19 protein-coding genes are annotated in these 22177 nt (G+C 75.5%); 8 read left to right on the top strand and 11 right to left on the bottom strand.

The features are described from left to right. Positions 1-3: 3 nt before the first annotated feature. Positions 4-1122 carry a DUF3533 domain-containing protein gene (locus tag ACFWU6_RS20130; RefSeq protein WP_383982260.1) on the bottom strand — a complete coding sequence of 373 codons (1119 nt, stop codon included), beginning with the start codon at positions 1120-1122 and terminating at the stop codon, positions 4-6. A gap of 145 nt (positions 1123-1267) precedes the next feature. Between ACFWU6_RS20130 and ACFWU6_RS20125 the strand changes: the two genes are divergently transcribed. The 3 genes from ACFWU6_RS20125 (at position 1268) to ACFWU6_RS20115 (ending at position 6998) form a co-directional block, all read left to right on the top strand. After that, positions 1268-4975: a DNA polymerase III subunit alpha gene (locus ACFWU6_RS20125; protein WP_383982258.1), complete on the top strand. Its 3708-nt coding sequence runs from the start codon at positions 1268-1270 to the stop codon at positions 4973-4975. Beyond that, a complete protein-coding gene (locus ACFWU6_RS20120) occupies positions 4972-5976 on the top strand; it encodes a hypothetical protein (protein WP_383808062.1) in 1005 nt (334 codons plus the stop codon). The genes ACFWU6_RS20125 and ACFWU6_RS20120 overlap by 4 nt, the downstream gene beginning before the upstream one ends. 161 nt (positions 5977-6137) lie before the next feature. Next, complete coding sequence (locus ACFWU6_RS20115) at positions 6138-6998, top strand: esterase/lipase family protein (RefSeq protein ID WP_383808059.1); 861 nt, start codon at positions 6138-6140, stop codon at positions 6996-6998. A 77-nt stretch (positions 6999-7075) separates the two neighbouring features. Here ACFWU6_RS20115 and ACFWU6_RS20110 read toward each other — a convergent pair whose 3' ends face one another. Next, positions 7076-8182, bottom strand: a complete 1107-nt coding sequence (locus ACFWU6_RS20110; RefSeq protein ID WP_383982256.1) for a lytic polysaccharide monooxygenase — start codon at positions 8180-8182, stop codon at positions 7076-7078. Between the two features lie 220 nt (positions 8183-8402). Next, entirely contained in the window at positions 8403-10172 is a 1770-nt protein-coding gene (locus tag ACFWU6_RS20105) for an immunity 49 family protein (protein ID WP_383982254.1), read from the bottom strand. Positions 10173-10349: 177 nt separating this feature from the next. Here ACFWU6_RS20105 and ACFWU6_RS20100 point away from each other — a divergent pair, with 177 nt between their 5' ends. Continuing rightward, positions 10350-10715 carry a hypothetical protein gene (locus ACFWU6_RS20100; RefSeq protein ID WP_383808715.1) on the top strand — a complete coding sequence of 122 codons (366 nt, stop codon included), beginning with the start codon at positions 10350-10352 and terminating at the stop codon, positions 10713-10715. A 158-nt stretch (positions 10716-10873) separates the two neighbouring features. On the opposite strand, the gene ACFWU6_RS20095 is transcribed toward ACFWU6_RS20100, so the two are convergent. Then, positions 10874-11359: a DUF402 domain-containing protein gene (locus ACFWU6_RS20095; RefSeq protein ID WP_383808718.1), complete on the bottom strand. Its 486-nt coding sequence runs from the start codon at positions 11357-11359 to the stop codon at positions 10874-10876. Beyond that, positions 11356-12297 carry a GNAT family N-acetyltransferase gene (locus ACFWU6_RS20090; RefSeq protein ID WP_383808721.1) on the bottom strand — a complete coding sequence of 314 codons (942 nt, stop codon included), beginning with the start codon at positions 12295-12297 and terminating at the stop codon, positions 11356-11358. The genes ACFWU6_RS20095 and ACFWU6_RS20090 overlap by 4 nt, the downstream gene beginning before the upstream one ends. A 71-nt stretch (positions 12298-12368) precedes the next feature. Here ACFWU6_RS20090 and ACFWU6_RS20085 point away from each other — a divergent pair, with 71 nt between their 5' ends. Continuing rightward, positions 12369-12761 (top strand): GntR family transcriptional regulator, encoded by a 393-nt coding sequence (locus tag ACFWU6_RS20085; RefSeq protein WP_383982252.1) that lies wholly within the window; start codon positions 12369-12371, stop codon positions 12759-12761. A gap of 231 nt (positions 12762-12992) precedes the next feature. Here the strand turns inward: ACFWU6_RS20085 and ACFWU6_RS20080 are convergent, their stop codons facing one another. Then, complete coding sequence (locus tag ACFWU6_RS20080) at positions 12993-14090, bottom strand: DUF5925 domain-containing protein (RefSeq protein ID WP_383808727.1); 1098 nt, start codon at positions 14088-14090, stop codon at positions 12993-12995. Positions 14091-14291: 201 nt separating this feature from the next. Here ACFWU6_RS20080 and ACFWU6_RS20075 point away from each other — a divergent pair, with 201 nt between their 5' ends. After that, a complete protein-coding gene (locus ACFWU6_RS20075; protein ID WP_383808730.1) occupies positions 14292-15101 on the top strand; it encodes an SGNH/GDSL hydrolase family protein in 810 nt (269 codons plus the stop codon). A 141-nt stretch (positions 15102-15242) separates the two neighbouring features. On the opposite strand, the gene ACFWU6_RS20070 is transcribed toward ACFWU6_RS20075, so the two are convergent. Further along, the gene (locus ACFWU6_RS20070) at positions 15243-16439 is read right to left on the bottom strand and encodes a serine/threonine-protein kinase (RefSeq protein ID WP_383982250.1); all 1197 of its coding nucleotides are present in this window, start codon (positions 16437-16439) and stop codon (positions 15243-15245) included. Between the two features lie 279 nt (positions 16440-16718). Between ACFWU6_RS20070 and ACFWU6_RS20065 the strand changes: the two genes are divergently transcribed. Beyond that, entirely contained in the window at positions 16719-16988 is a 270-nt protein-coding gene (locus tag ACFWU6_RS20065; protein WP_383982248.1) for a hypothetical protein, read from the top strand. Between the two features lie 51 nt (positions 16989-17039). Here the strand turns inward: ACFWU6_RS20065 and ACFWU6_RS20060 are convergent, their stop codons facing one another. The 3 genes from ACFWU6_RS20060 to ACFWU6_RS20050 form a co-directional block, all read right to left on the bottom strand. Next, positions 17040-18254 (bottom strand): CaiB/BaiF CoA transferase family protein, encoded by a 1215-nt coding sequence (locus ACFWU6_RS20060; RefSeq protein WP_383808737.1) that lies wholly within the window; start codon positions 18252-18254, stop codon positions 17040-17042. An 85-nt stretch (positions 18255-18339) separates the two neighbouring features. Next, positions 18340-19131 (bottom strand): ABC transporter permease, encoded by a 792-nt coding sequence (locus ACFWU6_RS20055; protein ID WP_383808740.1) that lies wholly within the window; start codon positions 19129-19131, stop codon positions 18340-18342. Then, the gene (locus ACFWU6_RS20050) at positions 19128-20147 is read right to left on the bottom strand and encodes an ATP-binding cassette domain-containing protein (protein WP_383808743.1); all 1020 of its coding nucleotides are present in this window, start codon (positions 20145-20147) and stop codon (positions 19128-19130) included. Before ACFWU6_RS20050 ends, ACFWU6_RS20055 begins: the two co-directional genes overlap by 4 nt. A gap of 74 nt (positions 20148-20221) precedes the next feature. On the opposite strand from ACFWU6_RS20050, the gene ACFWU6_RS20045 reads away from it, so the two are divergent. Further along, positions 20222-20953, top strand: coding sequence for a TetR/AcrR family transcriptional regulator (locus ACFWU6_RS20045; RefSeq protein ID WP_383982246.1), 732 nt, complete (start codon positions 20222-20224; stop codon positions 20951-20953). 56 nt (positions 20954-21009) lie between these two features. Here the strand turns inward: ACFWU6_RS20045 and ACFWU6_RS20040 are convergent, their stop codons facing one another. Further along, positions 21010-22173: a type ISP restriction/modification enzyme gene (locus ACFWU6_RS20040; protein WP_383808780.1), complete on the bottom strand. Its 1164-nt coding sequence runs from the start codon at positions 22171-22173 to the stop codon at positions 21010-21012. Positions 22174-22177: the final 4 nt, after the last annotated feature.

Genomic DNA, 22177 nt, shown 5'->3' with positions numbered 1-22177 from the left:
TGTTCACCGGGGGTCCGTCGTCCGGTCTGCGAAGCGGGGGACGGACGGGGCGTCGTCGGGCAGTCCGCTGCCGACGGCGGCGCCCGGCCTGCCCCGGCGGAAGACCGCGCAGGCGAGCGTCACGGCGGAGCCGAGGACGGCCCAGCCGGCCAGTACGAGCATCGGCCCGCCCGCGCCGTTGCCCCTGAAGTACGCGATGGAGCGCGCGGCGTACGTGCCGGCGCCCGGCGGCAGGGCCGGGCCGATGGCCTTCCAGAACGGCGGCAGCAGCGGGTACGGGTAGGCGCCGCCCGCGCTGGGGTTGCCGAACACCACGACCAGTAGGATCGCGAGGCCGATGCCGACCACGCCCGCCAGCCCCTGGAGGGCGAGGGTGATCGCGCCGACCGCGAAGACGACCAGGGTGCCCAGACCCCACAGGGCCGTGATCGAGCCGGGCAGGGCGTCCAGGACCGGGCCCGCGATGACCGCGCCCAGGAGTCCGGCGGCGATCGAGTACACGAGCAGTGCGCCGAGCCGGATGACGGCGCGGGCGGAGTTCGCGGGACGGGCGCCGGCGCTGATCGCGAGGATCGCGGCGCACAGGTAGCCGCCCACGCACCAGCCGACGACCAGGTAGAAGGCGCTCAGCCCGCGCCCGTCGCCGGCGGCGGCCGGGGCCGCGTCGACGATCCGGACGGTGCGGCCCTGGCTCTGTTCGGCCAGGGCGACGATCTCCTCGACGGCCTGCGAGAGCGAGGCTCCGGCTCCGCTGGCGACCAGCAGCCGGTCGATGGTGCCGGCCGGGTCGATGATCAGCGCGGCGTCGACGTCCCGGTTCTGGATCAGGGTGCGTGCCGCGGCCTCGTCCTTGACGGTACGGGGAGCGAGCGGCTTGCCCGGCAGGGCGCCGAGCTGCTTCGCGGACCGCTCGGCGACCGGCGCGAGGGGGGCGGCCACCGCGATCGGGATGTCGCTCGGCTTCGGGTGGTGGAAGGCCCCGATGTACGAGGTGATGAAGGCGAGCTGGAGGGCCAGCACTCCCAGGACCAGCAGGGCTGCCCGGGTGGTCACGGCGTCCTTGATCTCGGCGAGGAAGCCGCCGGACGGGCCTGGGTCGGTGCTCTCGGTGGGCTGGGTCATGCCCCCCACGCTCGGCGTGACGGCGTTGGGTCGCAGCAGGGGAGGACCGAATGGATGATCGAACACGTGTTTCGCACGCGTATTCGAATTGCTCTATGGTGGAGAGCGGGGGAGGTGTTCTTTCGAGGGAAGCAGGAGGCCGCGGGTGCCTGGTTTTACGCATCTGCACACCGTTTCGGGGTTCTCCGTGCGCTACGGAGGCTCACACCCCGAGCGGCTCGCGGAACGCGCCGCCGAGCGGGGGATGGACGCCCTCGCCCTGACCGACCGCGACTCCCTGGCGGGCGCGGTGCGGTTCGCCAAGGCGTGCGCGGAGGCGGGCATCCGGCCGCTGTTCGGGGCCGACCTGGCAGTGTCGCCTCCGGCGCGGTCGGGCGCCTCCGCAGCCCCCGGTGCCCCCGGTGCCCCCGGGTCGGCCGGGTCGGGGGGCCCGACCGGCCCGGGTCCCGGCCCGGGGCCGGGCTCCGCTCCCGGATCGGATGCACCTCTCGGGCCGGGCGCGCGCTTCGGCGAGGTGTCGTACCGGCGGCGCAATCCCGTCAAGGGCGGGGCCTTCGTCGACGAGTCCGCCCCCCGCGCGGTCTTCCTGGCCCGGGACGGGGCCGCCGGATGGGCCGAGCTGTGCCGCCTGGTCACCGCCGCCCACGCCGGCGGGGCCACCGCGGGCGCCGGGGGCGGCCGGCCGGTGGTGCCCTGGGGCGCCCTGGGCGGAGACGGTGTGTTCGTGCTGCTCGGCCCCGGCTCCGAGGTGGGGCGGGGGCTCGCCGCCGGGCGCCCGGACCGGGCCGCCCGGCTCCTCGCGCCCTGGCGGGAGGTCTACGGGGACTCCCTGCGCCTGGAGGCCGTCCACCACGGCCGCACCGGCACCGGACCCGGCTCGCTCCGGCTGGCCGCCCGTACCGTCGGCTTCGCCGCCGAACAGGGCGTCCCGGCCGTGCTGACCAACGCCGTCCGGTACGCCGACCCCGGCCAGGGCCCGGTCGCCGACGTCCTCGACGCCTCCCGCCGTCTGGTCCCCGTCGACCCCCGGGGCCCCCTCGACACCGGCGAGCGCTGGCTCAAGGGCCCCGCCGCCATGGCCGACGCCGCCGACCGCATCGCCCGGGCCGCCGGCCTGCGCCCCGCCGACGCGCGCCGGCTGCTCGCGGAGACGTTGCGTACGGCCGGGGCCTGCGCGGTGGACCCCGAGGACGACCTCGGCATCGGCTCCGTGCACTTCCCCGAGGCCCGGCTCGTCGGCGCCGCCCGCCGCAGCGCCCAGCGGGTCCTCGCCTCCCGGGCCTCCGCCGGCATGGTGCTGCGCGGCTACGCCGGCGACCGCGCGTACTGGGACCGGATGCACCAGGAGCTCGACGTCATCGCCTACCACGGCTACGCCTCCTACTTCCTGACGGTCGCCCAGGTCGTGGACGACGTACGGGACATGGGCATCCGGGTGGCCGCCCGCGGCTCCGGCGCCGGCTCCCTCGTCAACCACCTGCTCGGCATCGCGCACGCCGACCCCGTCGAGCACGGCCTGCTCATGGAGCGCTTCCTGTCCAAGCGCCGGCGCGTCCTGCCCGACATCGACATCGACGTGGAGTCCGCCCGCCGGCTGGAGGTCTACCGGCGCATCATCGACCGGTTCGGCACCGAGCGGGTCGCCACCGTCTCCATGCCCGAGACCTACCGGGTCCGGCACGCCATCCGGGACGTCGGCGCCGCCCTGTCCATGGACCCGGCCGCCGTCGACCGGCTCGCCAAGGCCTTCCCGCACATCCGGGCCCGCGACGCCCGCGTCGCACTGGAGGAGCTGCCGGAACTGCGCGACGTGCGCGGGGAGTCGTACGGGCGGTTGTGGGAGCTCGTGGAATCGCTGGACGCGCTGCCGCGCGGGACCGCCATGCACCCGTGCGGGGTGCTGCTTTCCGACGCCTCGCTGCTCGCCCGTACGCCGGTGGTGCCCACCAGCGGCGAGGGCTTCCCCATGTCCCAGTTCGACAAGGACGACGTCGAGGCGCTCGGGCTGCTCAAGCTGGACGTGCTGGGCGTGCGGATGCAGTCCGCGATGGCGCACGCGGTCGCCGAGATCCGCCGCGGCACGGGGCAGGACCTCGACCTCGACGACCCGGCGCAGGTGCCGCCGGACGACGGGGCGACGTACCGGCTGATCCGCTCGGCCGAGACGCTGGGCTGCTTCCAGATCGAATCCCCGGGCCAGCGCGACCTGGTGGGACGGCTCCAGCCGTCGGTCTTCCAGGACCTGGTGGTCGACATCTCCCTCTTCCGCCCGGGGCCGGTGGCCGCCGACATGGTGCGGCCCTTCATCGAGGCCCGGCACGGCCGGGCGCCGGTCCGCTTCCCGCACCCCGACCTGGCCGACGCGCTGCGCGAGACGTACGGGGTGGTGGTCTTCCACGAGCAGATCATCGAGATCGTGCACGTCATGACGGGCTGCGGCCGGGACGAGGCGGACCGGGTCCGGCGCGGACTGTCCGACGCCCGGGCGCAGGGGCGGATCAAGGTCTGGTTCGCGGCGAAGGCGGCCGAGCGCGGCTACCCGGTGGAGGTGATCACCCGGACCTGGGAGATCGTCGAGGCCTTCGGCTCGTACGGCTTCTGCAAGGCGCACGCGGTGGCCTTCGCGGTGCCGACCTACCAGTCGGCGTGGCTGAAGGCGCACCACCCGGCGGCCTTCTACGCCGGACTGCTCACCCACGACCCCGGGATGTACCCCAAGCGGCTGCTGCTGGCGGACGCGCGGCGCCGGGGCGTGCCGGTGCTGCCGCTGGACGTGAACCGGTCCGCGGTCGCCCACCGCATCGAACTGGTGTCCGGTAAGGGGTGGGGTCTGCGCCTCGGCCTCGCCGACGTCCTCGGCATCGGGGAGGCCGAGGCCCGCCGGATCGAGGACGGGCAGCCGTACGCCTCCCTGCGCGACTTCTGGGACCGGGCGCACCCGGGGCGCCCGATCGCCGAACGGCTGGCCCAGGTCGGCGCATTGGACGAGTTCGGCGCCAACCGGCGGGACCTGCTCCTGCACCTGACCGAACTGCACGGCGCGCAGCGGGCCGCGGGATCCCGCGGCGCCGCCCAACTGCCCCTGGAGGGAGGGATGTCCACCGCCTCGGTCGGGCTGCCCGACCTGACCGACGCGGAACGGCTCAGTGCCGAGCTCGGGGTCCTCGGCATGGACGCCTCGCGCCACCTGATGGGGGACCACCGGGCCTTCCTGGCCGAGCTGGGAGCGATCCCGGCACGGCGGCTGGGGGACGCCGCACACGGGCAGACGGTGCTGGTCGCCGGGGCCAAGGCGGCCACCCAGACCCCGCCGATCCGGTCGGGAAGGAGGGTCATCTTCACCACGCTGGACGACGGCACGGGCCTGGTCGACCTGGCCTTCTTCGACGACAGCCACGAGCGCTGCGCGCACACCGTCTTCCACTCCTTCCTGTTGCTGGTACGGGGCGTCGTGCAGCGCCGGGGCCCGCGGAGCCTGAGCGTCGTCGGGGCGGCGGCGTGGAACCTGGCCGAGCTGGTGGAGCTGCGGGCGTCGGGCGGCCTGGACGCGGTCGCGGCCCGGCTGGCCGGGGGCGGGGACTCCGGCGGCGTCAGTGGTGGTGACGGCGGTGGCGACGGCGGTGGCCGCCCCGGTGGTGACGGCGACGACAGGGGCGACGGCGGGGACGGTGACCGGGCCTCCGGTGCCGGTCGCGGTGCCGGCGCCGGCGCCGGGTCGCGCCCCGGCGCCGACCGCAGGATCCGGATGTCGACGGGGTACGAGATGAACCCCTGGGCCGACATCCAGCCTCCGGGCACCGGCCCCGCGACCGGGCGCAAGCTGTGGCACTCCAGCTCCGGGAGCGCGGGATGACGGCCCCCGGCCGGGCCGTGATGTGCCTGCGGTTGCGCCCCGCCGACGGGGGGCCGCTCGGAGCCGAGGCGTACGCCGGGGTGCTCGCGCTGCTCGGCGGGGTCACCCCCGTCGTGCAGGCCCTGCCGCCCGACTCCGCCCTGGCCGACGTCCGGGGCGCGCTGCGCTACTTCGGCTGCGACGCCGTCCGGCTGGCCGCCGTGGTCCGGGTCCGGTCCCTGGCCCTGTACGGGGTGGACGCCGCCGCGGGCGTCGCCGGGAACCCCATGCTGGCCCGGACCGCCGCCCGTGACGCCCGCCCCGGGGAGACCCTGGTGGTTCCCGACGAGCCCGCCGCCGTGCGGGAGTTCCTGGCCCGCCGCCCCGTCACCGACCTCGACGGGGTCGGTCCCAAGGCCGCCCGCACCCTGTGCTCCTACGGGCTCGACTCCGTCGGGCGGGTCGCCGCGGCCCCGCCCGCGGCGCTGCGGCGGATCCTCGGGGCCCGGCTCGGCCGTGAGGTGCACGAGCGCGCCCGGGGGATCGACCCCGTCGCCGTCCTGCCGGGCGCCGCCGTCCGCGCCGTCGCGGCCGAGCGGCCCTTCGACCGGGACGAGCTGGACCCCGTACGGCACCGGCGGGCCCTGCTCTCGCTGACGGAGGAACTCGGTGCCCGGCTTCGTACACAAGGACCGGGGCAGGTCTGCCGCACCCTCTCGCTCACCGTCCGCTGCGCCGACCGCACCACGCTCACCCGCACCCGCACCCTGGCTGAACCCACCGCGCACTCCGCCGTCCTGACCGCCACGGCCTACGCCCTGTACGAGGGCCTCGGCCTCCAGCGGGCCCGGGTCCGCGCGCTGTCGCTGCGGGCCGAGGACCTGACCCCGTCCGAACGGGCCGCGCAGCAGCTCAGTCTGGACCCGGAGGACGAGAAGGCCCGCCGCCTGGAGGCCGTCACGGACCGGGTGCGGGCACGCTTCGGACCGCACGCCATCGCTCGCGGCACGCTGGCTGCGTAACAGGCCCCGGGAACGACACGCGAGTTTTTACCGACGCGTAACTTCCCAGTTTTGCTACCCGCCCGTAATTTGGCGGCAGCAGCACCCCCCTTGTGATCCGGATCACGGGACGAATCCCCACGCCCCATCCCCTTGAGCCGCAACCGCAAGGAGATCACACGATGCTGCCCTGGAGACGCCTGCTCCGCCCGCTGGCCGTCCTCACCCTCGCCGCCGCCGCACTCGTCGCCCCCACCGGCGCCGCGCAGGCCGCGTCCGCACCCAGCAGCGGCTGGAACAACTGGTCCTGCAAGCCGTCCGCCGCGCACCCGCGCCCCGTCGTGCTCGTCCACGGCACCTTCGGGAACTCCGTGGACAACTGGCTGGGCCTCGCGCCCTACCTCGTCCACCGCGGGTACTGCGTCTACTCCCTCGACTACGGGCAACTGCCCGGTGTGCCCTTCTTCAACGGGCTCGGCCCCATCGAGAAGTCCGCCGGCCAGCTCGACGTGTTCGTCGACCGGGTGCTCGCCGCCACCGGCTCTGCGGAGACCGACATCATCGGGCACTCGCAGGGCGGCATGATGCCGCGCTACTACCTGAAGTTCCTCGGCGGCGCCGACAAGGTCAACGCCCTGGTCGGCCTCGCCCCCGACAACCACGGCACCACCCTGCTCGGTCTGACCAAACTGCTCCCGTACTTCCCCGGCGCCGAGGACCTCATCAGCTCCGCGACCCCGGGCCTCGCCGACCAGATCGCCGGCTCGGCCTTCCAGAACAAGCTGAACGCGGGCGGGGACACCGTTCCCGGAGTCGCGTACACCGTGATCTCGACCAGGTACGACCAGGTGGTCACCCCGTACCGGTCCCAGTTCCTGGACGGCCCGAACGTACGGAACGTCGTCCTCCAGGACCTCTGCGCCGTGGACCTCTCGGAGCACGTCGCCATCGGACTCACCGACCGGATCGCCTGGCACGAGGCGCTGAACGCCCTCGACCCGGCACACGCCGAACGGACCACCTGCGCATCGGTCTTCGACTGACGCACAGGTGGTCCGGAGCCCTGCGGGGGGCGGGGAGCCAGCGGCCGACCGCGGGAACAGCGGCCGGCCGGAGGTGACTAGCGGCCGTGGCGGCCCGCCGTCGTACGGCGGCGGGCCACACCGAACAGCACGGCCGCACCGGCCGCCAGGACAGCCGCCCCGCCGATCGCGAGGACCGGGGTGGCGCTGCTGCCGCCGGTCTCCGCCAGGTTCGGGCCGTCCGGGGACGGAGCCGGGAGGGCGGCCGCGGCCGCCGCGCCGTTCGTCTTCGGGTCGTTGTCGCCGTGGCCGTTGTGCTCCACGGAGGACTTGTCCGCGCCGGCGGCGATCTGCTGGTCCGTCGGGACCTGGGCCGCCGGACCGTCCCCGCCGGCGCCGGGCTGCTCCGCCGGCCCGGCGGAGGACTGGTCGGACGGGTCGGAGGCCTGGTCGGCGGGGTTCCCCGAGGGCTTGGAGCCCGCCTCGGCGCTCGGCTTTCCACTCGGCTTTCCACTCGGCTTGGTGGACGGGGTGGTGCCGGTGCCGGTGCCCGTGCCCGCGCCGCCGGTGTCCTTGCCGAAGACCACGTCCGAGCAGGTGTAGAAGGCCTCCGGGCTGTCCGAGCGCTGCCAGACGCTGTAGACCAGGTGGCGGCCGGACTTCTTCGGCACGGTACCGGAGAAGACGTAGTCGCCGTTCTGCATGCCCGGGTCGGTGGCCTTCGCGAACGGCGCGGACTCCAGGTCGGACCACTTCAGCGGCTTCGTCGGGTCGTACCCGTCCTTCGTCACGTACAGCTCGAAGGACCCCCGGTGGGGCGCGGTCCCCTTGTAGCGGAAGGTGTGCGCGCCCGCCGCCATCGGGCTGGACGGCCAGTCCGCGCGGGCCAGGTCCAGCCCCTTGTACTTGCTGTTGCCCGCCGAGCACAGCTGCCCGTCCGGGATCAGCGCCTTGCTCTGGCCGGCCGCGTTGGCGATGTTCACCGCGTTCCAGTCGTAGAACGCCTGCGCCCCGCTCGCCGCCACCGCCGCCTTGCACGCGGCGGACTTCGGGGACTCCGGCCCTTCCGCGTAGCACGCCGCCACCCGGCTGACCGGGTCCGTCATCGATCCGTGGGCGGTCGCGGGGGCGGCGCCGTACGCGGCCACCGCGAGGGGGGCGAGACCGGCGGATGCGAGGCGGAGGGCGGTGCGGCGTGCGGGCATGGGTGGATCTCCTTCGGGCACAAGGCAGGGGCGCCAGCGGTGTCGGGCCGTGCGGCGCCGGACCCGACGGGGAACCGGCGCCGCCCTGGACCTCCCTGGCCCCGCCAAGCTAGCCCGCCCCAACCGCCGTTCGGCCGTATCGGGCCTCCTCAAGCTGATCCTTAGGCTCCGCTTAAGGCGGGGGAAAGAGGCCGCTCAGGAACCGCCCCCGGGGCGCGCCCTAGAACGGCTGCGCCGCCCGGAGCAGGCGCGGCGGCAGGTAGGGCGACTCGACCCTGATGCTCCAGCCGCGGCGCCGGGCGTGGCAGGCCAGCGCCAGGACGTCGAGGCTCAACGCCGCGTCGATGGTGTCGGCGCGGTCCCCGACCAGGTAGTGGTCGCGATGGGCTTCGAGGGCGTCCAGCAGGGCCAGGTTGAAGCTCTCCTCGTCGCCCTCGACCAGCTGGGAGAGGAGGACGGCGGGCGGCGCCTCGAAGCCCCAGTCCCTGATCTGCCCGGTCGCGCCCACCGCCAGATCGGTGGCCGGCTCGGGGTCCACGCCGCGCAGGTAGTCGTGCAGGGCCCGGCGGTAGGAGGCCGAGGCGGACCGGTCCTCCTGGTGGAGGGCGGGGCCGGCGAGGACGAGCGGGGCCAGGTCCTCGCGGCGGCCGGTGACCAGGGCGACGTTCACGGCCGCGTGCCACGGCCCGGGACCCGTCTCCCCGCCCCGGTGCGCCGGGTACGCGAGCCGCTCGCCCCACACCGTCACCTCGATCTCCGTGCCGGGCTCGGCGAGCGCCGCCCGGAAGACCACGGCGTTCAGCCGGGCCTCCAGGCGCAGGTTCTCCACCTGCGCGTCCGTGGCGTCCGCGGACTGGCCGGCGCGCGCCGTGAACAGGAGCTTCTGGTAGTGCGCGGCCTGCGCCAGCCGCCAGACGGCGGGCGGCTCCCCGGGGGCCGGGGCGAGGGCCTCGCGGGTGGACCGCTCGTACAGTGCCTCGCTCTGCGGGTGCACGGGCCGCAGCGGACCGGGCCGCTCGACCACCACCGGTCCCGCGGCGAGCGCGGCGACCGCGTCCGGCCGCCGGTCCCGGCCGTACGCCCCGACCCGGGGTCCGGCGGCCCGGAACCCGGTGACCAGCGCCCGCGGCAGGTACCCGGTGTCGAAGGGCCGCTGCCAGCCCTCGCGGCGGAACGCGAGCGCGGCCAGCGCCAGCGGGAGGAGGGGGAGCAGGGTGCGGGGAGCGGCGCCGCGGCTGCCCAGGGAGGCGTACGGCAGCAGCAGCGCGGCCAACTCGCCGCGGAAGGAGTCCCGGTCGCCGCCCGCCAGGGCGCGCAGCGCGCGGAGCCCGGCGGCGTGCGGGTGGCCGGCGAGGTCCTCCGGGCTCCCGGCGTCCCGGCTGCGGAGCCGGGCGAGCGCCGCGTCGAGCGCGGCGGTCTTGTCCCGCGGGGACGGCGGGACGCTCCGGCCGTCCTCCCCGGTGATCCCGCCGACGTACGCGAGCAGGCCGTCGACCAGCTCGCACGACGGCGATCCGGCCATGCCCCGCTGGGGCTCGACGCGGGCGAAGTGGAAGGCCTCACCGTGGTGTCCGGTCCTGTCGACGAGGATCGCGAGGCAGAAGGCCTCGATCCAGCGGTCCGCGCTCACGGCCTCCCGGCCGCCGTCCTCCCCGGCCTCGTAGCGCAGCCCGAAGCCGGTGTGGCGCAGGAAGACGTCGAAGGGGTTGTGGGGGTAGTACGCGGCGTACGCCACGGCGCCGGCGGCGGCCTCGGCGGCGTCGCCGAGGGCCGCCTCCGCCTCCGGGGTGTCGAGGTCGGGCGTCTCGACGGAGAGCGCGCCCAGGTAGTCGCGGAACCGGTCGGCTATCAGCCACCACTCCCACGCGGTCACCCGGCCGGCCTTCGCCATGGAGTGGACCTGTCCGCCGATCCGGTGGGCGAAGTCCTCACGCGCCGCCGACAGCGCGGACTCGTCCACACGGTGCCGCTCTATTCGCTCTGTTCGCACAGTTCCCGCTCCTTTTGCCCGCGTACCGGGCCCACCCTAGGAGGCGTTGCGGCGTCCGGGTCGCGTGGGACCTGGGGGTAGGGCGGGACACGAGGGCCGGGCGGGACCTGCGGGCCGGGCGGGAGATGAGGGGCCGGAGTCCGTTTCGGGGCGGGTGATCACGGCTACCCTCCCGGAATGGAGCGCGCAGAGGTACTCAAGCGGGTCATCGGCATCCTCACCGAAGCCCAGGAGATCCGCCGGGCCGCGGAGGCCGGCGAGGACGACGACGGTCCCGAGCTGGAGTCGAGGGTCGTCACCAAGCTGATGAACGAGATGCTGCCCTCGATCAGCGTGCCCGCCGAGTCCTCCCCGCAGCAGGTGGCCCGCCTGGTCGCGGAGGCGCTCGGGCCCGCCCTGCAGACCATGGTCGCCGGATTCAGCCTGGCCTTCACCAGTCTCGCCATCGCGCACGACGGCGGCCGGACCGACGTCTCCGCGATCGAGGTCCTGCAGGAACTCGCCCTCGAAGTGGAGGCCGGGGTCTACGACGAGGACGCCTGAAACTCCGCCCGGGAACTTCCCTTGTCATATGCCTTTCCGCAGCCGCATCCCGTGCATATGGTGTGGCCCCGGACCACCCGGGCCGTCGCCCTCCCGGCTCCCCACGGGAGGGCGACGGCGCAGCCGGACGGCTCCGCCCGCCCTCCCGCCCTCACGGCCTAGCGCAGGAGCGCGGACAGTCCGGCCGGGGTGCGGGCCTGCTCGTCCAGCGCGTCCAGGGCGCGGACGGCTTGGGCGGCCGCCTCCGGGTCCGACGTGGCGAGGCCGCTCGCGGCGAACTCGTCCTCGTCCAGCCGCAGGACGGAGCTCCCGTCCGCCGAGACCCACAGGTCGAGGTCCAGGTCGTCCACCAGGATCTCCCCGCCCCGCAGCAGCGCCGGGCGGGTGACGTCGCAGTACCAGCCCTTGAGGACCCCCTCGCCGGTCCGGACCTCCTTGACCGCGTACCAGCGCGTGCGCCAGAAGTGCTCGACGAACACGTCGCCCGGCTCGAAGCGCACGAAGCCGAAGTCCCGTACGCCCTCGGCCGCCCAGGGGGCGCGTACGGAGATCCGGTCGCCGTCATCGGCCACCGGGACCGCCGGATAGCGGATCTTGGTACGTCCGGCCTTGGTCAGGACCACGGTCAGGTACTGCTCGTTCACGGTGTCTCCAGCTTCTTCGTGAAGCGCGTCTCGGTCGCGCAGATCTCGTACCCGAACCACTCGTTGACCGCGAGCATCGGCCCGTTCCCCGCATCGTTGCCGGTGAACGCCTCCGTGTAGCCGGCCGCGCGGGCCCGGAGCAGGGAGTCCGTCTTGGCGAGCTTGGCCAGGCCCCGGCCCCGGAAGGCGCGCAGGGTGCCGGTCATCGCCGAGCCGTAGCGGGCGCGGCCGTCGGTCTGCGCGGCGCTGAAGGCGGCCACCGCGCCGTCGACCAGGACGGCGGTGGTCAGCTCCTTGTCGAGGGCCGGATGGTTCCAGGTGCGCGCCAGCCAGTCCTCGTAGTCGTCGAGCGGGGCCGGGACGTCGCCCGGTTCGTCGCAGGACGCCTCCGCGTCGGCGAGGAAGAGGGGCCTCGGGTCCGCGGCGAAGGCCGATCCCGGGCGCAGCTCGACCCCGTCCGGCAGCGGCCGCGGCAGCGCCGGCAGCGCAGCCGCCGCGAGGTCGAGGCGCAGGAAGTGCGCGGAGCGGCTGGGGCGGTAGCCGTGCCGCACGGCGAAGGCGCGGTGGGCCGGCTCGTCGAGGACCCAGGCGTAGGCGTCCACCGCGCCGCGGCGGGCGAGGTGTTCCTCGGCCGTGCGGAGCAGCCGGGTGCCCGCGCCGAGGCCGCGGTGGGCGGGGTCGACGTAGACGTTGACGTACGACTGGCCGGGCTCGACGGCGTCGTGGGCGATGCCGACCTGGGCGGTCCCGACGACCAGGCCGCCGCCGGCCTCGGCGACGAGCAGGCGGAAGTGGCGGGCCGGGTGGGCGGAGGCCACTTCGAAGGCGACGCTCCCGGCGGTGGTGATCAGGAAGGGGAGGGCGGCGCGGCGTACCCGCACGACGGCTTCCGCGTCCGAGGGGTCGTCGGGGCGGAGGTCGCGAACGGTGACGGTCATACGCGCGACGCTACGCGCGGTCTTGCGTGCAGCGCCTCCCAATTAACCGCCGATGGGGGAGAATCAGCCGCGTGACCTCGACGAACCTCAAGATCGCCATCGACGGCTCGGCCGGCTCGGCCGCCCCGTACGAACAGCTGCGCGCGCAGATCGCGGACCGGGCCAGGTCGGGGAAGCTGCCGGCGGGCTTCAAGCTGCCGACCGTGCGGGGGCTGGCGGAGGAGCTGGGTCTCGCCGCCAACACCGTGGCGAAGGCGTACCGGGCGCTGGAGGCGGACGGGGTGATCGAGACGCGGGGCCGCAACGGGACGTTCGTCGCGGCGTCGGGGGAGGGGCCGGCCCGGGAGGCCGCGGCGGCCGCCCAGGCCTACGCGGACCGGGCCCACCGGCTGGGCCTCACGCGCGCGCAGGCCCTGTCGGCCGCGACGGAGGCCCTGCGCGCGCGGTACGCGAACGGCGGCTAGGCCGCGGGCCCCGCCCGCCCGGACGGGCCCCCGGGTGCCACCCGTACGCGGGACCGCCCCTGTTGGGTACGAGCCGCGGGCGGCGGGCAGCAGGGCGGCGGACGCCTGGCCGGACCGCCGGGTGCCGCCCGTACGCGGGGCCGCCTCCCGCCGGGTACGAGCCGCGGGCGGCGGGCAGCAGGGCGGCGGCCGGGGGTTCGGCCGTGGTCCGGTCCCGGTGCCCGCCGGAGGCTAGAGGTAGAGCCCCGCCTCCGCCGTGTGCGGCTGCGGCGGCAGTACGGCCGCCGGGCCCGTGCCGCGGCGCAGGGCGAAGAGCTCGGCCAGGCTGGCGCCCTCGCGGGACACGCCCTCGTCCGTGCCGAGCCAGTCCACCGCCTCCCGGTGGGTCAGCCGTCCGACCTCGATGCGGGCCAGGCAGCGGCCCGGCCGGACCACCGCGGGGTGCAGGCGCTCCAGATCCTCGTTGGTCGTGACGCCCACCAGGACGTTGCGGCCCTGCCCCAGCAGGCCGTCCGTCAGGTTCAGCAACCGGGACAGCGCCTGGCCCGCCGTGTGCCGGGCCTCGCCGCGGATCAGCTCGTCGCAGTCCTCCAGCAGCAGCAGCCGCCAGCGGCCCTTCGCGGTGCCCTCGTCCTCGCCGATCGCGATGTCCATCAGGTAGCCCACGTCGTTGAACAGCCGCTCCGGGTCCAGGACGCAGTCCACCTGACACCAGTCCCGCCACGAGCGCGCCAGCGTGCGCAGCGCGGAGGTCTTGCCGGTGCCGGGCGGGCCGTGGAGCAGCAGCAGCCGCCCCGCGATGTCGTCCGGGGTCACCTTCATCAGCCGGTCCATCGCCCCGGCCACCGGCGCCGTGTAGTTCGGCCGGACCTCGGCCCAGGTGCCGGCCGCGATCTGGCGGGTCGTCCGGTACGGTCCGCGGCGCGGGGAGACGTACCAGAAGCCCATCGTGACGTTCTCGGGCTGGGGTTCGGGGTCGTCCCGCACCCCCTCCGTGGCCTCGCCGAGCACGCTGGAGGCCAGTTCGTCGCTGACCGCCGTCACCGTCACGTCCGCGCCCCGGCTCCAGCGTGAGACGAGCACGGTCCACCCCTCGCCCTCCGCGAGGATGGCGCTGCGGTCGCTGTCGCGGGCCGAGCGCAACACGGCGGCCCCGGGCGGCAGCAGGCTGGCCCCCGCCTTCACCCGGTCGATCGACACGCTGTGCGAGAAGGGCTGCTCACCGGAGGCGAACCGGCCGAGGAACAGCGCGTCGACCACGTCCGACGGCGAGTCGCTGTCGTCGACGTTGAGCCTGATCGGCAGCGCGTCATGCGGGTTGGCTGGCATGGCGCCCATGATCCGGCACGAAGTGCCCGCGTGCACGCGTGTTCCGCCGGATCGGGTGGCCGGATTCCCTCTTCAAACGCACCGCGGGTGAAGGTTCGAAGCACGATCCTGTGCTGAAAGTTCTTGGCATGAACACTTCCGGTGGGGCCGGGTTCCTTGTACCACGGACTCAGGAGTAACCCCCCACTAGGAGCCGCATACATGAGCACGAGGTCGTCCCGTCTCGCCGCCCTTTCCTCCGCCCTGTTACTCGCCGCGTGCGCGGCCCTGTTCGGCGCCGGCCAGGCGTCCGCCGCCCAGGCCGACTTCGGCTACGTCGCACTCGGCGACTCGTACTCCTCCGGCGTCGGCGCCGGCAACTACGACGCCGCGAGCGGCGACTGCAAGCGCACGACCCGCGCCTACCCCGCCCTGTGGGCCGCCGCCCACGCCCCGCAGAGCTTCTCCTTCGTCGCCTGCTCCGGCGCCCGTACCGGCGACCTCCTCGCCAACCAGCTCGGGCCGCTCAACGCCGGCACCGACCTCGTCTCCGTCACCATCGGCGGCAACGACGCCGGCTTCGCCGACGTCATGACGACCTGTGTGCTCCAGTCCGAGTCCACCTGCGTCAACCGCGTCAACCAGGCCAAGGCCTACGTCACCTCCACCCTCCCGGGCCTGCTCGACCAGGTCTACAACGCCATCGACAGCCGTGCACCGGGCGCCCGCGTCGTCGTGCTCGGCTACCCCCGCTTCTACAAGCTCAACGGCTCGTGCGTCACCGGCCTGACCGAGGGCGAGCGCTCCGCCATCAACGGCGCATCCGACCACCTGAACGCGGCCATCGCCAAGCGCGCCGCCGACCACGGCTTCGCCTTCGCCTCGGTCGCCGGCGCCTTCACCGGCCATGAGATCTGCTCCAGCAGTCCGTGGCTGCACAGTGTCAACTGGCTCAACATCGGCGAGTCCTACCACCCCACCGCCGCCGGACAGTCCGGCGGTTACCTGCCCGTCTTCACCAGCGCCGCCTGACGGACGGCAGGGCGGCGCCGCCTGACGGACGGCCGGCGCCGCCCGCCGCGGCGCCGGCCTACCGGCCGTGCCGGGGGAGGGGGCCCCGCCCCGCCGGGGCCCCCTCCCCTCCCCGTGCGCCGCGGGCCCGTCGCAGACGCCTCAGGGGCGGGTCGGGGAGCTGCCCGCTCCCGCCACGACCCCCTCCACCCGGGCCGGCCGTCGACCCTCCGAGCCCCCGGACCCGCCGTCGCGCAGCAGCAGCCACCCCAGGGCGGCCAGTGCCAGCAGCAGCACCGCGATCCCGGCGCCCAGCACCAGCCCGGCCCTGCCCTCGCGCCGGGCGCCCGCGTCCCCTGCGCGCGGCTCCGGAGGCCCCGCGGGCGCCGCGGCCCCCGCAGGGCCGGACGCACCCGGCCGGTCGTCCTGCGGCTCCCGCCGTGAGCGGGCCGGTCCGGCCGGCGCGGCCACCTCCGGTCCCGACCCCGGTCCGCCGGAGCTCCGTACGGCGCCCCCCGCGCCCACCAGCCGCAGCATCCGGGCCGCCTCCGCCGGTGCCGGGCGGTCGGCCGGGTCCTTCCGCAGCAGCCCCTCCAGCAGGGGCGCCAGGGCTCCGGCCCGGCGCGGCGGCGGCGCCTCCTCCTCCACCACCGCCCGCAGGGTGTCCGCCGGGGTGGCCCGCCGGAAGGGCGAGACCCCCTCGACGGCCGCGTACAGCACCACCCCGAGTGACCACAGGTCGCAGCCGGGCCCCGGCTCGTGACCCAACACCCTTTCAGGTGCCGTGAATTCGGGGGACCCGGCCACCTCCCCGGCGAGGATGACGGAAGACGGCCCCGGCAGGCCCGCGATGCCGAGATCCCTCAGCACCACCCGGCCGTCGTTGGCGAGGAGCACGGTGGCGGGCCTGACGTCCCGGTGCAGCACCCCCGCATCGTGCGCGGAGCGCAGCGCCGCCAGCACCTGCTCCCCGATGTACGCGGCCCCCCGCGGGGGCATCGGCCCCTCGGCCGCCAGCACATCGGCCAGCGAGGGGCCGCGGACCAGCTCCATCACGACCCAGGGGCGGCCGTCCTCGGAGGCCACGTCGTGGACGCCGGCCACCCCGCGGTGCGAGACCCGCGCCGCGGCCCAGGCCTCCCGCTCCAGCCGGCGGTACACCCGCTGCACCTCGGCCGGGTCCAGGCCGGCCGGGGCCCGCACCTCCCGGACCGCCACGTCGCGGGCCAGCACCTCGTCCCGGGCCCGCCACACGATGCCCGCCGCTCCGTGGCCGAGCGGCTCCAGCAGCCGGTAGCGGCCCGAGACGACACGCCCGGTGCCCGATTCCCCTTCTCCGTCACCCGCGTTGCCCCTCACGTGACCCCCCATGTGCGTCCATGCGTCACTGGATGATCACTCCAAGTTAGCGCAGGGGGCGCGAAGTGGACCCCGTCGTGCGGGACTCGCGACGGAGCGTGCCCGCGGGGCGGGCAACCGGGCTTCCCTGTGCGGAGAGTGACGGTCGACTCCACTGAGTAATCGTCAACTCCCCGTAACCGCAGGGGTAATTCACACCACCGGGATACCCGAGCGCGACGCGGGGGCGATAGGGTTAACCTGCCCGGGCCGGGTGCCCTCGTACGGGTGGGGAGAGACATGGAACAGATAGCAATGCGCAGCAGGCCGCCTCGCGTGCCTGCCATCAGCTGCGGCAGCAACGCGACCAGCTCGCGCCTCGACCGCCACCTCGCCGTGCTGGGCGGCCCTGCCGTCCCGCACCGCGAGGCCGCCGAGGCGACGCTGCTGATGCGCGAGCTCACCTCGCGCGACCACACGCACCGCCTGCGGAGCCGGAGCGCGCGCGTCTCGCTCTTCGCGCCGCTGCGCCGCCTGCGTCGCACGCTCTTCGGCAGCCGCCGCTCGTAAACCGTCCCCCTACCGCAAGCCGTTCGCCCCAGGGCTCCCGGCTCCCCGGCCCTACGCGACCACACCGTCCCGGCGCAGTTCCGTGATCCGCGCGCCCGTCATCCCCAAGGCGCGCAGGAGGGCTTCGGTGTGCTCGCCGAGCGCGGGCACCGCACCCATGTGCGGTGCCGCGCCTCCCGGCAGCCCGATCGGCGGAAGCAGGGCCCGCAGCGGCCCGACGGGCGACGCCACCTCCCGCCAGCGGTCCCGCGCCGCCAACTGCGGATGACCGGCCAGCTGGGCCACCGAGTTCAGCCGCGCGCAGGCGATGCCCGCGGCGTCCAGGCGCTCGATCGCCTCGTCCGATCCCAGCCGGCCCAGGGCCTCGGCCACCGCCGCGTCGGTCCCCGCCCGGTTGGCGGTGCGCGCCGCGTTCGTCGCGTATCGCGGATCGTCCGCCAACTCCGGCCTGTCCAGTACCTGTTGCGCCAGCCGCCGCCATTCCCGGTCGTTCTGCACCGAGAGCAGCACACCGTCCCCGTCCGCCGTCGCGTAGGCGTCGTAGGGCGCGATCACCGCGTGGGCGAGGCCGGTGCGCACGGGCTGCTCCCCACCGTGCATCGTGTGGTGCAGCGGATGCCCCATCCACTCGGCGAGGGCGTCCAGCATGGACACCTCCACCCTGCCCCCGCGGCCCGTGACGCCGCGCCGCAGGAGGGCGGCGAGCACCCCCGAGAAGGCGTACATGGCCGCCGCGATGTCCGCGGCCGGGATGCCCGCCTTGACCGGCTGCGCGGGAGTGCCGGTCACCGACACCAGCCCCGCCTCGCACTGCACGAGCATGTCGTAGGCGCGCTTGTGGGCGTACGGGCCCTCGGCGCCGTAGCCGGACACGTCGACGGCGACCAGCCGCGGGTAGCGCCCGCACAGCGCGGCCGAGTCGAGGCCGAGGCGGGCGGCGGCCCCCTGGGCCAGGTTCTGCACGAAGACGTCGGCGCCCGCCAGCAGCCCGTGCAGCACCTCCAGCCCGCGCGGGTCCTTCAGGTCGAGCGCGATCGACTCCTTGCCGCGGTTGGCCCACACGAAGTGCGAGGCGAGGCCGTGGGCGGCGGTGTCGTAGGCGCGCGCGAAGTCGCCGCCGTCGGGCCGCTCGACCTTGACGACCCGGGCGCCGAGGTCGGCGAGCTGGCGGGTGGCGAAGGGGGCCGAGACGGCCTGTTCGACGGCGACGACGGTGACGCCGGCGAGGGGGAGGGGCTCGGGTGCTGCTGCGCTGTCGGTGTCCATGACACCGATGCCTATCCCGCGGGACCCCACCCTGTCACCCCCGGCCCCCGCGGCCCCCCGCCCCCCTTCCGCTTCCTCCGTGCCCTCAGCCCGTCGCACCCCGGGCGAACCGCCGGGACGCGAGCGGTACGAAGACCGCGAGCAGCAGGACCGACCAGAGCAGTGCGGCGGCGACGGGGTGGTCGGCGGGCCAGGCGGCGCCCGCCCCGGCCTCGGCGCCCGGGTTGCCGCACAGCGCGCGCACGGCGGTGGCCACGGCGCTGATCGGGTTCCACTCGGCGACCGTGCGCAGCCACCCGGGCAGCCCGGCGGTCGGCAGGTAGGCGCTGGACAGCATCGGCAGCACGAAGGTCGCGCCGCCCAGCTGGCCGGCGGCCTCCTCGTTCCTGCTCAGCAGACCCAGGTAGGTGCCCGCCCACGCGGTGGCGAAGCGGAAGAGCAGCAGCACCCCCAGCGCCCCGAGCGCCCCGGGCAGGCCGCGCTCGATCCGCCATCCCATCGCCACTCCCACCAGCATGAGCGGGACCATCGACACGGCCGTGGTCAGCAGGTCGGCCGCCGTCTGTCCGAGCGGTACGGCGCCGCGGCTCATCGGCAGGGTCCGGAAGCGGTCCATCACCCCGCGGTGGGCGTCCTGCGCGGCCGTGAACAGCCCGGTCATCAGGCCGTTGGCCGCGGTGGCGGCGAGGAGGCCGGGCACCAGGAACGAGCGGTAGTCGGAGCCCGGCATGGCGAGCGCGCTGCCGAAGACGTACCCGAAGAAGAGCAGCATGGTGATCGGCATGGTCTGCGTGAGGATCAGCAGGGCCGGGGCGTGCCGGGCCTTCTGGAGCTGACGGGTCAGGACGGCGCCGCCGTCGTACAGCAGGGTGCTCATGCGGCGTGCTCCTTCTCGTCCCCGGTGCGCGGGCTCCCGAGCGGCGGACCTTCGGGGGGCCGGTCCCCGACGGTGTGGGCGGTGGGGCGGGTGAGGCGCAGGAACACCTCGTCGAGGGTGGGCGGGCGCAGGCTCGCGTCGCTGACCGGGACCCCGGCGGTGTCGAGCGCGCGGATGATCCGGGGCAGGGTCAGCCCGGCGTCGAGCACCGTCACCCCGACGGTGAGCCGCTCCTCGTCCGGCACGGGGCGGCTGCCGGTGAGCCGGTCGAGTACGGCCGCGGCTCCCGCGACCGCCTCGCGCGCGGTGACGTGGACCTCGGCGCGGGCGCCGATCCGGGCCTTGAGCTCGGCCGGGGTGCCGGTGGCGGCGGCCCGGCCGCTGTCGACGACCACGATGTCGTCGGCGAGCCGGTCGGCCTCCTCCAGGTACTGGGTGGTGAGCAGCACGGTCGTGCCCTCCCCGGCCAGCGCCCGGACCGCCGTCCAGATGTGCTCGCGGGCCCCCGGGTCGAGCCCGGTGGTGGGCTCGTCGAGGAAGAGCACCCGGGGGCGGGTGATCAGCCCGGCGGCGAGGTCGAGGCGCCGGCGCATGCCGCCGGACCAGGTGCCCGCCGTCCGGTCGGCGGCTCCGGCGAGACCGAAGCGCTCCAGCAGCTCGTCGGCGCGGGCCCGCACCGCGGAGCCGCGCAGTCCGGCGAGCCGGGCGAAGAGCCGCAGGTTCTCCCGGCCGGTCAGGTCCCCGTCCACCGAGGCGTACTGGCCGGTGACGCCGATGGCCCGGCGGACCGCCGCGGGCCGGCGGGCGACGTCGTAGCCGGCGACGCAGGCGCGGCCGCCGGTGGGGGCGGTCAGGGTGGTGAGGACCCGCACGGCGGTGGTCTTGCCCGCGCCGTTGGGCCCCAGGAGGCCGCAGACCGTGCCAGCGCGCACGGCCAGGTCGAGGCCGCGCAGGGCGCGGACCTTCCCGTAGTCCTTCTCCAGACCTTCACTCAGTACGGCGTACGTAGTTGTCATGTGCGGCACCCTACCGCACTACGTACGTCGTACGTAACTAAGATGGTGGCGACAAGGACGAGGTGATCCGAGCGATGGCAACCGGCGGGCGACCCGCTGAACCCGAAGTGATCTGGGCCCGCCCGCAGCGGGCCGGCCGCGGGCCGAGGCCCGCGCACAGCCGCGAGTCGATCGCCGCCGAGGCGGTGCGGATCGCCGACGCGGAGGGGATCGAGGCCGTCTCCATGCGGCGCGTGGCCGCCGGGATCGGCGCCGGGACGATGTCCCTGTACAACTACGTGCCGCGCAAGGAGGACCTGTACGAGCTGATGGTCGACGCGGTCAGCGGCGAGTACGACCTCCGTCCGCCGACCGGCGACTGGCGGGCCGACCTGATGGACCTGGCCCGCCAGGCGCGGGAGCTGATGCACCGCCACCCGTGGCTGCCCCGGCTGCTCAGCCCGGTCCACGGCTTCAGCCCCAACGCCCTGCGCTACCTGGAGCACAGCCTGGACTGCCTGGAGCCGCTGGACGCTCCGGACGGCGCGAAGCTGGAGCTCGTCGCGGCGCTCAACAGCTCGGTGGCGGCCTTCGCGGGCAGCGAACTGGCCCTGGCCGAACGGGCCAGGTCGCTGCCCTGGAGCGCGGCCGCGGAGCAGGACGCCCGCCAGGCCTGGCTGGGCTCGCGCCTGGCCTCGGGGGAGTACCCGCGGCTGACCGCGGCCCTCACGGGCGGAGCCGCCCCGATCACCGAGGCCGGGCCGGACCTGGCCGCCGTCTTCGAGCGCACGGTGGAGCGGCTGCTGGCGGCCTGGGGCGGCGACTAGGACCGCGCGCCACGGGTGGCCCTGCGCCGCCGTTGCGGGCTCCGGGCGGGGTTCTCCTAGAGGAGGGCGAACTGGCCGCCTGGGCCCTCCTCCCGGTGGTCCAGTACCGAGGCCGGGCGGCGTGTCCAGCGGGGCGGCGGCAGCACCCCGGCCGCCCGCAGCTCGGCCGCGGACAGCGCCGCGCCCGGCTCGAACGCGGCCCGCTCCGGGGCCAGATCGGCCAGCAGCGCCAAGGTCGTGACCAGCCCGAGCAGCTCCGAGGTCCAGGCCTGCGGCCACTCGGCCGGTCCCATCGCCTCCAGCCCGTCGGCCCCGGGCGCGCGGTGCGCGGTCCGCGCGGCGAACCAGGACTCCAGCACCCGGACCCCCTGGACCTCGTACTCCCAGACCGCTGGCGGGACGGGCGAGACGGTCCCCCCGCCCAGACCCAGCGTCCCGGTCCCCGCGTCGTACGTCAGTCCGTCCGGCCAGCCCGCGACGGCCGAGCGGACGTAGGGGCGGCTCCCGCCGGGCAGCCGGGGCGGCTCGCCGCCGCGCACCCCGCGCACGTGGACGCCGAGCAGTCGGTGTCCCAGCGCGAGCCCGGCCCGCCACCGGTCCGGGTCGGCGGGGAGGGGAACCTCGTACCCCCGGGGTCCGGGGCGTCCCGCCGCGAGGACCCAGCACAGGACGTCCTCGGGGGTGGCCCGGCCGCCGTGGCGCGCGCCCAGCAGGGACAGCAGGCCGGGAGCGAGGTTCGGCTCGGCGCCACCGGGGCGCCGGTGCAGCGGGCGGACCCGGCCGAGCCGCCCGGCCGGCAGGTACGCGCTGACCAGCGGCTCCGGGGTCTCGACCACGAAGAGCTGGTGCCCGTCCCGCACCCGCCAGAGCTCCGGGCGCGCCGTGTCGATCACCCGCTGGTCGGGCAGCAGCCACTGTTCGTCGAAGGGGGCGCGCAGCACCCGTACGGGGTCCGGGCAGGGGCCGGGGGTGTCGGCGAACCGGGCCGTCACCGAACGCTGCCCCGGCAGGGCCGCGGCCCCGGCGGCCGGCGTACGGCTGCGGCTCGGGCGGAACAGCCGCTCGCGGTCCGCACCTTCGGCCCCGGCCAGGGCCGCCCAGCGGGCGCGCAGGGACGCGGCGTCGGGTGCGGCCACCCAGTCCCGGCCGAGGCGCAGGCCGTCCACGGCCCAGGGCATCAGATCGTCCAGCAGCGGTACGTCGTCGCTCACGCCGCCGATGGTA

The organism is Streptomyces sp. NPDC058674 (genome assembly GCF_042716505.1).
Taxonomy (GTDB): Bacteria; Actinomycetota; Actinomycetes; order Streptomycetales; family Streptomycetaceae; genus Streptomyces.
The sequence above is the reverse complement of the archived record's forward strand: the minus strand, read 5'-3'. Positions and strand labels throughout refer to the sequence as shown.

Bases quoted from the DNA above. Each gene is read 5' to 3' on its own strand.
- ACFWU6_RS20045 (WP_383982246.1), top strand. From the start codon at position 20,222: ATGGCAACCGGCGGGCGACCCGCTGAACCCGAAGTGATCTGGGCCCGC.
- ACFWU6_RS20080 (WP_383808727.1), bottom strand. From the start codon at position 14,090: ATGCCAGCCAACCCGCATGACGCGCTGCCGATCAGGCTCAACGTCGAC.
- ACFWU6_RS20130 (WP_383982260.1), bottom strand. From the start codon at position 1,122: ATGACCCAGCCCACCGAGAGCACCGACCCAGGCCCGTCCGGCGGCTTC.
- ACFWU6_RS20075 (WP_383808730.1), top strand. From the start codon at position 14,292: ATGAGCACGAGGTCGTCCCGTCTCGCCGCCCTTTCCTCCGCCCTGTTA.
- ACFWU6_RS20100 (WP_383808715.1), top strand. From the start codon at position 10,350: ATGGAGCGCGCAGAGGTACTCAAGCGGGTCATCGGCATCCTCACCGAA.
- ACFWU6_RS20110 (WP_383982256.1), bottom strand. From the start codon at position 8,182: ATGCCCGCACGCCGCACCGCCCTCCGCCTCGCATCCGCCGGTCTCGCC.
- ACFWU6_RS20055 (WP_383808740.1), bottom strand. From the start codon at position 19,131: ATGAGCACCCTGCTGTACGACGGCGGCGCCGTCCTGACCCGTCAGCTC.
- ACFWU6_RS20115 (WP_383808059.1), top strand. From the start codon at position 6,138: ATGCTGCCCTGGAGACGCCTGCTCCGCCCGCTGGCCGTCCTCACCCTC.
- ACFWU6_RS20065 (WP_383982248.1), top strand. From the start codon at position 16,719: ATGGAACAGATAGCAATGCGCAGCAGGCCGCCTCGCGTGCCTGCCATC.
- ACFWU6_RS20120 (WP_383808062.1), top strand. From the start codon at position 4,972: ATGACGGCCCCCGGCCGGGCCGTGATGTGCCTGCGGTTGCGCCCCGCC.
- ACFWU6_RS20090 (WP_383808721.1), bottom strand. From the start codon at position 12,297: ATGACCGTCACCGTTCGCGACCTCCGCCCCGACGACCCCTCGGACGCG.
- ACFWU6_RS20050 (WP_383808743.1), bottom strand. From the start codon at position 20,147: ATGACAACTACGTACGCCGTACTGAGTGAAGGTCTGGAGAAGGACTAC.
- ACFWU6_RS20060 (WP_383808737.1), bottom strand. From the start codon at position 18,254: ATGGACACCGACAGCGCAGCAGCACCCGAGCCCCTCCCCCTCGCCGGC.